An 8471-nucleotide genomic window follows, 5' to 3' on the forward strand; every position below is an offset into this window, starting at 1 on the left:
CAAAAGGGAATGCGTGCTCCAATTGAGCCGCCCTTGAAATCTTGAGGCTCATGCTACACCGCCCTGCGGGTGCCGGCAAAACTCCAGGTGTGTCCGCGCATGGCAACGATCGGGCAAAGCCTTACAATGGGTAATATTCGCAGTTCACTGATTATTCAGGCGCGAGATGCGCGCAGGAACGCCACGTTTTGAAGATTTCCGCTAATTCCGCCAAGGCGAGGCCCCGTGCCGGGGGAGGGCGCAGCTCGCGCACCGAGATCGTCAGCCCCTGGCGCCAGCAGCTCCATTACCGGCTCAAGGAAGCCGCCATGCTGGCGCTCTGTGCCTTGGGCGCTTATCTATGCATGGCGCTGCTGAGCTACTCGCCGTTCGATCCGGGTATCAATATGGCGACCGGCGCCGGGCAGGTACAGAACGCCGCCGGTCGGGTTGGCGCTTGGGTAGCTAGTCTGAGCCTGGAGGTTCTCGGCTACGCCGCCTATTTGTTGCCAGCCCTGCTGGCGGCGAAGGTCATCGAGCTGTTCGCCAGTCGTCACCAGATGCTGCGCTGGAACGGCTGGCTGCTGTCATGGCGGACCATCGGCCTGTTCTTCTTGCTGGCCTCCGGGGCCGCCCTGGCGTCCATCCAGTTCCAGACACTGGAAATGAATCCGCAGATCCCGGCCGGCGGCATCATTGGCCAGAGCCTCGGCGCCTGGGCAGAGGATGCCCTCAATGTGCAGGGCAGTACTCTGGTATTTCTCGCGCTGTTTCTTTTCGGTCTGACGGTATTCACCGACCTGTCGTGGTTCCGGGTGATGGACCTGACCGGCAAGATCACGCTCGACCTGCTCGAGCTGCTGCAGAGCGCGGCCAGTCGCTGGTGGAGCACCCAGCAGGCGCATCGCCAGGTCAAGCTGCAGTTGCGCGAACTGGATGCCAAAGCGAATGCTGCCGACGCGGCTCCCCCACGTCCGCGTCCGGCACCTGCGGCTCCGGTGGCTCCGCTGGCGCAGGCGGCGAGTGTGCCGGTTGCCGTGCCCGAGCCGGCGCCTGTCGCGCCGGCGCTGGTCGAGCGCCAGCCCCCAGTCAGCGAGCGCATTGAGCCGGTCGTCGGCCTCACGGCGCTGGATGACGACGATGAATTCGATCTGGAAGAGAGCGTCATCCCCGCCGAGCCCAAGCCGATCGTGCCGGTCATGACCTCCATCGCCTCTGCGGTGAATGGTGTCCTGGGGGCGGTCAAGCCGGCGCGCAGCCCTGAGGTGGAGGAAGTGTCTGACGATGATGCGTCTTTTGACGAGCCCCCCAGGCTCCAGGTGAGGCCGCCAGAGGCGCCCCGTGCCGAGATCCGCCGGCCGCCCGAACCGCCCAAGCCCCATGCCTTGCCGGTGGATGAAGCCCTGGCGGGCACCCTGCCGCCATTGTCCTTGCTCGATCCGCCGCAGGCCAAGCCCAACAGCTTCTCGCCCGAGGCGCTGGAAGCGACGTCGCGCCTGCTGGAGATCAAGCTCAAGGAGTTTGGCGTCGAGGTGCAGGTGGTGGCGGCCTATCCCGGTCCGGTGATCACCCGCTTCGAGATCCAGCCGGCACCCGGTATCAAGGTCAGTCGCATCACCAACCTGGCCAAGGATCTGGCGCGCTCGCTGGCGGTGATCAGCGTGCGGGTAGTCGAAGTGATTCCCGGCAAGACCACCGTCGGTATCGAAATTCCCAACGAGAACCGCCAGATCGTGCGCTTCTCCGAGGTGCTGTCGACACCTGAATACGAGGAGGCCAAGTCGCCGGTGACCATCGCCCTCGGCCACGACATCGGCGGCCGGCCGGTGACTGCGGACCTGGCGAAGATGCCGCACCTGCTGGTGGCGGGCACCACCGGTTCGGGCAAGTCGGTCGGGGTCAACGCCATGCTGCTGTCGCTGCTCTACAAGTCGACGCCCGAGCAAGTGCGCCTGATCATGATCGATCCGAAGATGCTCGAGTTGTCGATCTACGAGGGCATTCCGCATCTGCTCTGCCCGGTGGTCACCGACATGAAGGAGGCGGCCAACGCCCTGCGCTGGAGCGTGGCCGAGATGGACCGTCGCTACAAGCTGATGGCCGCGATGGGCGTGCGCAACCTGGCCGGCTTCAACCGCAAGATCAAGGACGCCGAGGAGGCGGGCACGCCGCTCACCGATCCGCTGTTCCGCCGCGAAAGCCCGGACGATATGCCGCCGCTGCTGCAGGCATTGCCGACCATCGTCGTGGTGGTCGACGAGTTCGCCGACATGATGATGATCGTTGGCAAGAAGGTCGAGGAGCTGATCGCGCGCATCGCGCAAAAGGCCCGCGCGGCCGGCATCCACCTGATCCTCGCCACCCAGCGTCCGTCGGTGGACGTGATCACCGGCCTGATCAAGGCCAACATCCCCACCCGGATCGCTTTCCAGGTTTCGAGCAAGATCGATTCGCGCACCATCCTCGACCAGGGTGGTGCCGAGCAACTGCTCGGCCACGGCGACATGCTCTACATGCCGCCCGGTACCGGATTGCCGATCCGCGTGCACGGTGCCTTCGTCTCCGACGACGAGGTGCACCGTACCGTCGATGCCTGGAAGCAGCGCGGCGCGCCGGACTACATCGAAGACATCCTTGCCGGTGTCGAGGAGGGGGGCGGTGGCTCCTACGACTCGACCGGTGGCGAGGGCGGTGAAGGCAGCGAGGAGGATCCGCTGTACGATGAGGCGGTGCGCTTCGTCACCGAAAGCCGCCGGGCGTCCATCTCGGCCGTGCAACGCAAGCTGAAGATCGGCTACAACCGCGCCGCCCGGATGATCGAGGCGATGGAGATGGCTGGCGTGGTCACCCCCATGAATACCAACGGCTCCCGCGACGTGATCGCGCCGGCGCCGGTACGAGACTGAGCGAGGTTCTATGCATCTGATTCGTGTGTTGTTGCTGGCGGCGCTGGCGGTGGTCGGTCTGAGTGCCCAGGCGGCGGAGGACGATCAGTCCGTCAAGCGATTGACCGAGCTGCTTGGGCAGGCGCAGACCCTGAGCGGACGTTTCTCCCAGTTGACCCTGGATGGTTCGGGCACCCAATTGCAGGAGGCCAGCGGCGAGATGGCGCTCAAGCGCCCCGGGCTGCTGCGCTGGCACACCGATGCGCCGATGGAGCAGTTGCTGGTTTCCAACGGCGAGAAGGTCTGGCTGTACGACCCGGATCTGCAGCAGGTCACCATCCAGGATCTGGATCAGCGCATGACCCACACCCCGGCGCTGCTGCTCTCCGGCGATGTATCGAAGATTCGCGAGAACTTCACCATCAGCCATAAGGAAGGCGGCAGCGTGGTCGACTTCATCCTCAAGCCGAAGGCCAAGGACACCCTGTTCGATACCCTGCGCCTGTCGTTCCGCAATGGCGTGATCAACGATATGCAACTGATCGACAGCATCGGCCAGCGCACCAACATCCTGTTCCTCGGCGTGAAGCTGAACCAGCCGCTGGCGGACAACCAGTTCACCTTCCAGGTCCCGGAAGGCGCCGATGTGGTCGAGGAGCGCTAGGGCTCCGTCCATGGACCTTTTCGATCGCCCCTCCGTCGCTCAGCCGCTGGCCGCGCGCATGCGCCCGACCAGCCTAGATGACTATGTGGGTCAGGAGCACATCCTTGGCCACGGCAAGCCGCTGCGCGAAGCCTTGGAGCAAGGCGCGCTGCACTCGATGATCTTCTGGGGGCCGCCGGGCGTGGGCAAGACCACCCTGGCGCGTCTGCTGGCAGAGATCGGTGACGCCCACTTCGAGACCATTTCCGCGGTGCTCGCCGGGGTCAAGGAGATCCGCCAGGCCGTCGAGGTGGCCAAGCAGCAGGCAGCCCAGTACGGGCGACGCACCATTCTGTTCGTCGACGAGGTGCACCGTTTCAACAAGGCGCAACAGGATGCCTTTCTGCCCTACGTCGAGGATGGCACGCTGATCTTCATCGGCGCGACCACCGAGAATCCATCGTTCGAGCTGAACAACGCGCTGCTCTCCCGGGCCCGGGTCTACGTGTTGAAAAGCCTCGACGAGACGGCCTTGCGTCAGTTGCTGGCGCGCGCGCTCAGCGAGGAGCGCGGGCTGGGCAAGCGCCGGCTGCAAGTCAGCGAAGAGGCGACCGGGCTGCTGCTGGCTGCTGCCGACGGTGACGGCAGACGGCTGCTCAATCTGCTGGAAAATGCCGCCGACCTGGTCGAGGACGGCGAGGAAATCGGCGCCGGCTTGCTGGAGAACCTGCTCGGCGACAGCCGCCGCCGTTTCGACAAGGGCGGCGAAGCCTTCTACGACCAGATCAGTGCCTTGCACAAGTCGGTGCGTGGCTCCAATCCGGATGCCGCGCTGTACTGGTTCGCGCGCATGCTCGACGGCGGCTGCGATCCGCTTTATCTGGCGCGGCGCGTGGTGCGCATGGCCAGCGAGGATATCGGCAACGCCGACCCGCGCGCGCTGAGCCTGTGCCTGGCCGCCTGGGAGGTCCAGGAGCGCCTGGGGAGCCCCGAAGGGGAGCTCGCCATCGCCCAGGCCATCGTGTATCTCGCCTGTGCGCCGAAGAGCAACGCGGTGTATATGGGCTTCAAGGCGGCGATGCGCGACGCCGCCGCCCACGGCTCGCTGGAGGTGCCGCTGCACCTGCGCAATGCGCCGACCAAGCTGATGAAGAACCTCGGCTACGGCGACGAGTACCGCTATGCCCACGACGAGCCCGAGGCTTATGCCGCCGGTGAGGACTATTTTCCCGAGGCGCTGGAGCCGCAAGCCTACTACCAGCCGGTGCCGCGTGGCCTCGAGCTGAAGATCCGCGAGAAGCTGGCGCATCTCGCCGAGCTGGATCGCAACAGCCCGCGGCGGCGGAGAAAATCATGATCGCTGCCGTTCTGGCCGTGACCCTGGGCGGCACGGCGGGTTGCCTGCTGCGTTTCGCCACGGCCAACTGGGTGGGCGCGCATTGGCCACAGCACTTCTATTGGGCGACCATCGCAGTGAACCTCTTTGGTTGCCTGCTGATCGGCTATCTGTATGGCCTGTTCCTGCTCCGCCCGGAGATTCCGCTGGCGCTGCGTGCCGGTCTGGTGGTGGGGTTTCTCGGTGGCCTGACCACCTTCTCCTCGTTTTCCCTTGATACCCTGCGCCTGCTGGAGAGCGGACAACTGGCAACCGCCATGGGGTACGCCGGCCTCAGTGTGTTCGGCGGCTTGATCGCTACCTGGGGCGGACTGGCGCTGGCGCGGGTGTTGTAGACGAGCACTGACAAAAACGCCGCCGAGCTGCCCGCATTGCGCCTTCAGCGGTTAAACTCTCTGCCCTGTTCATGCGCCTCCCGCCGCGACAGGCAGCGCGGTGAGTGCCGATGACGGCGCCCCGTATGGGGCGCCGAGCGAAACCCTTTTCGACTGCTTCGACTGAAGAGAACTCTGCATGCTCGACTCCAAACTGGTTCGTGGCCAACCCCAGGAAGTGGCCCAGCGTCTGGCGACCCGCGGCTTCCAACTGGATGTGGCGCGCCTCGAGGGGCTGGAAAGCCGCCGTAAGGAAACCCAGACCCGCACCGAACAGCTGCAGGCCGAACGCAATAGCCGCTCCAAGAGCATCGGCCAGGCCAAGCAGCGCGGTGAGGATATCGCCCCGTTGATGGCCGACGTCGAACGCATGGGCGCCGAGCTGGCTGCCGGCAAGCAGGAGCTGGACGCGATCCAGGCCGAGCTGGACGCGCTGCTGCTGACCATCCCCAACCTGCCGCACGAATCGGTGCCGGTCGGTGGTGGGGAGGAGGAGAACGTCGAGGTGAGTCGCTGGGGAACGCCCCGTGCCTTCGATTTCGAGGTCAAGGATCACGTCGCCCTCGGCGAGCAGCATGGCTGGCTCGATTTCGAAACCGCCGCCAAGCTGTCTGGCGCGCGCTTCGCCCTGATGCGCGGCCCGATCGCTCGCCTGCATCGCGCGCTCGCCCAGTTCATGCTCAATCTGCACACCGGCGAACATGGCTACGAGGAGGCCTATACCCCTTACCTGGTGCAGGCCCCGGCGCTGCAGGGTACCGGTCAGCTGCCCAAGTTCGAGGAGGATCTGTTCAAGATCAGCCGCGAAGGTGAGGCCGACTTCTACCTGATTCCCACCGCCGAAGTGTCGCTGACCAATATCGTTTCCGGCGAGATCCTCGACGCCAAGCAGCTGCCGCTGAAGTTCGTCGCCCACACCCCATGTTTCCGCAGCGAAGCTGGGGCCTCCGGTCGCGACACTCGCGGCATGATCCGCCAGCACCAGTTCGACAAGGTCGAGCTGGTGCATGTGGTGGAGCCGGAGAAGTCCTTCGCGGCACTGGAGGAACTGACCTCTCACGCCGAGAGGGTCCTTCAGCTGCTCAAGCTGCCGTACCGCAAGCTGGCGCTATGCACCGGCGACATGGGCTTCGGCGCCACCAAGACCTATGATCTGGAGGTCTGGGTGCCAAGTCAGGACAAGTACCGCGAGATTTCCTCCTGCTCCAACTGTGGCGATTTCCAGGCCCGCCGCATGCAGGCGCGCTGGCGCAATCCGGCGACCGGCAAACCGGAACTGGTGCACACCCTCAACGGTTCGGGCCTGGCAGTGGGGCGCACCTTGGTCGCCGTGCTGGAGAACTATCAGCAGGCCGACGGCAGCATTCGCGTGCCGGAGGTGCTCAAGCCATACATGGCTGGCCTCGAGGTGATCGGCTGAGCGCAGTCGTAACTCTGGGAGCTCAAGGCTCCCGATGCGCCTTTCCCGCTTGAAAGGCGTGTGACGGGCCGGCGATATTCATCTCCGGCCCTTTTCATTCGCTCGGCATTTGCTGTGAGGCTGTCCATGGACTTTCTTCCTCTGTTTCACAATCTGCGCGGTCGTCTGGTGCTGGTGGTCGGCGGAGGCGAGGTCGCCCTGCGCAAGGCGCGACTGCTTGACGAGGCCGGGGCCCGGCTGCGGGTAGTGGCGCCTCTGGTCGAAGAGGGGCTGCGTACCCTTGTGGAGCAAGGCGGGGGAGAGCTGCGGGCGCGCGGCTATGAAGCCGCCGATCTTGCCGGCTGCGTGCTGGTGATTGCCGCCACCGACGACGAGCCGCTCAATGCGCGGGTGTCGCGCGAGGCTGGCGAGCAAAACCTGCCGGTCAACGTAGTGGATGCTCCGGGGCTGTGCAGCGTGGTCTTCCCTGCCATCGTCGATCGTTCGCCGCTGATGGTGGCGGTATCCAGTGGCGGCGATGCCCCAGTGTTGACCCGGTTGATGCGCGCCCGCCTGGAAACCCTGATTCCGGCGGCCTATGGTCGGCTGGCCGGCCTTGCCCAGAAGTTTCGTGGCGCGGTCAAGCAGCGCTTTGCCGATGTGCAGCAGCGTCGGGTGTTCTGGGAAGAGGTATTCCAGGGAGCGATCGCCGACGAGGTGCTGGCCGGGCGCGAGGTTGAGGCGGAGCGGCTGCTGGCCGACAAGCTGGCCGGTAGCCTTGAGCGCGAACTGGGCGAGGTCTACCTGGTCGGCGCCGGCCCGGGTGATCCGGATCTGCTGACTTTCCGTGCCCTGCGTCTGATGCAGCAGGCCGACGTGGTGCTCTACGATCGGCTGGTCGCCCCAGCGATCATCGATATGTGCCGCCGCGACGCCGAGCGTATCTATGTCGGCAAGCGGCGCAGCGAGCATGCACTGCCTCAGGAGCAGATCAACAACCGTTTGGTCGAGCTGGCGAAGCAGGGCAAGCGTGTGCTGCGTCTGAAGGGCGGGGACCCATTCATCTTCGGGCGTGGCGGCGAGGAGATCGAAGAGCTGGCCGCCGAGGGTATTCCTTTCCAAGTGGTGCCCGGGATTACCGCTGCGGCAGGTTGTGCCGCGTACGCCGGAATTCCGCTGACTCATCGCGACTACGCCCAGTCGGTGCGTTTCGTCACTGGCCACCTCAAGGATAACAGCTGCAATCTACCATGGGCCGACTTGGTAGCGCCGGGACAGACCTTGGTCTTCTATATGGGGCTGGTCGGATTGCCACTGATCTGCAAGGAGCTGATCGGTCATGGCCGCGCCGCCGAAACCCCTGCGGCCCTGATACAGCAGGGAACGACCCGTCAGCAGCGGGTGTTCACAGGGACGCTCGCCAATCTTCCGCAGTTGGTGGCCGAGCATGAGGTGCATGCACCTACCTTGGTGATCGTCGGAGAGGTAGTCAGCTTGCGTGAGAAGTTGGCGTGGTTCGAAGGGCAGGGATAGTTTTCAAACGGATTGCGAAGAGAGTGTTGACAGCGTTTTTAAAGGCTGTATTATTCGCCTCCTCGCTGCGGCGGCCTCAGGGTTGACGAGAGCGCAAGCGGTTGAATCGAAAAGAAAATTTTCGAAACACGCTTGACAGGTTGAAAGGCTGCTGTAGAATGCGCGGCCTCGGTTGAGACGAAAGCTTCCGCTGGGTCTGATCGAAACGCTCTTTAACAAGTTGAATCAAGCAATTCGTGTGGGTGCTTGTGAGGCAAGACTG

At 64.6% G+C, this 8471-nt stretch carries 6 protein-coding genes; all 6 read left to right on the plus strand.

Annotated elements, in window-relative coordinates; genetic code table 11:
- Positions 1-188 precede the first annotated feature (188 nt).
- The 6 genes from LMJ29_RS10490 (at position 189) to cysG (ending at position 8209) form a co-directional block, all read left to right on the plus strand.
- Positions 189-2885, plus strand: a complete 2697-nt coding sequence (locus LMJ29_RS10490) for a DNA translocase FtsK (protein ID WP_264758842.1) — start codon at positions 189-191, stop codon at positions 2883-2885.
- A gap of 10 nt (positions 2886-2895) precedes the next feature.
- Positions 2896-3528, plus strand: a complete 633-nt coding sequence (gene lolA / locus LMJ29_RS10495) for an outer membrane lipoprotein chaperone LolA (RefSeq protein ID WP_229605465.1) — start codon at positions 2896-2898, stop codon at positions 3526-3528.
- Between the two features lie 10 nt (positions 3529-3538).
- Positions 3539-4864: a replication-associated recombination protein A gene (locus LMJ29_RS10500; RefSeq protein WP_229605466.1), complete on the plus strand. Its 1326-nt coding sequence runs from the start codon at positions 3539-3541 to the stop codon at positions 4862-4864.
- Positions 4861-5238 carry a fluoride efflux transporter CrcB gene (crcB, locus tag LMJ29_RS10505; protein WP_229605467.1) on the plus strand — a complete coding sequence of 126 codons (378 nt, stop codon included), beginning with the start codon at positions 4861-4863 and terminating at the stop codon, positions 5236-5238. The genes LMJ29_RS10500 and crcB overlap by 4 nt, the downstream gene beginning before the upstream one ends.
- A 178-nt stretch (positions 5239-5416) precedes the next feature.
- Entirely contained in the window at positions 5417-6697 is a 1281-nt protein-coding gene (serS, locus tag LMJ29_RS10510; protein WP_229605468.1) for a serine--tRNA ligase, read from the plus strand.
- 126 nt (positions 6698-6823) lie between these two features.
- Positions 6824-8209, plus strand: coding sequence for a siroheme synthase CysG (gene cysG / locus LMJ29_RS10515; RefSeq protein ID WP_229605469.1), 1386 nt, complete (start codon positions 6824-6826; stop codon positions 8207-8209).
- Positions 8210-8471 lie beyond the last annotated feature (262 nt).

The organism is Pseudomonas oryzagri, from assembly GCF_020831405.1.
In the GTDB taxonomy this organism is placed as follows: domain Bacteria; phylum Pseudomonadota; class Gammaproteobacteria; order Pseudomonadales; family Pseudomonadaceae; genus Geopseudomonas; species Geopseudomonas oryzagri.

Coding starts and splice junctions, on each gene's coding strand:
- crcB (WP_229605467.1), top strand. CDS start 4,861: ATGATCGCTGCCGTTCTGGCCGTGACCCTGGGCGGCACGGCGGGTTGC.
- LMJ29_RS10500 (WP_229605466.1), top strand. CDS start 3,539: ATGGACCTTTTCGATCGCCCCTCCGTCGCTCAGCCGCTGGCCGCGCGC.
- serS (WP_229605468.1), top strand. CDS start 5,417: ATGCTCGACTCCAAACTGGTTCGTGGCCAACCCCAGGAAGTGGCCCAG.
- lolA (WP_229605465.1), top strand. CDS start 2,896: ATGCATCTGATTCGTGTGTTGTTGCTGGCGGCGCTGGCGGTGGTCGGT.
- cysG (WP_229605469.1), top strand. CDS start 6,824: ATGGACTTTCTTCCTCTGTTTCACAATCTGCGCGGTCGTCTGGTGCTG.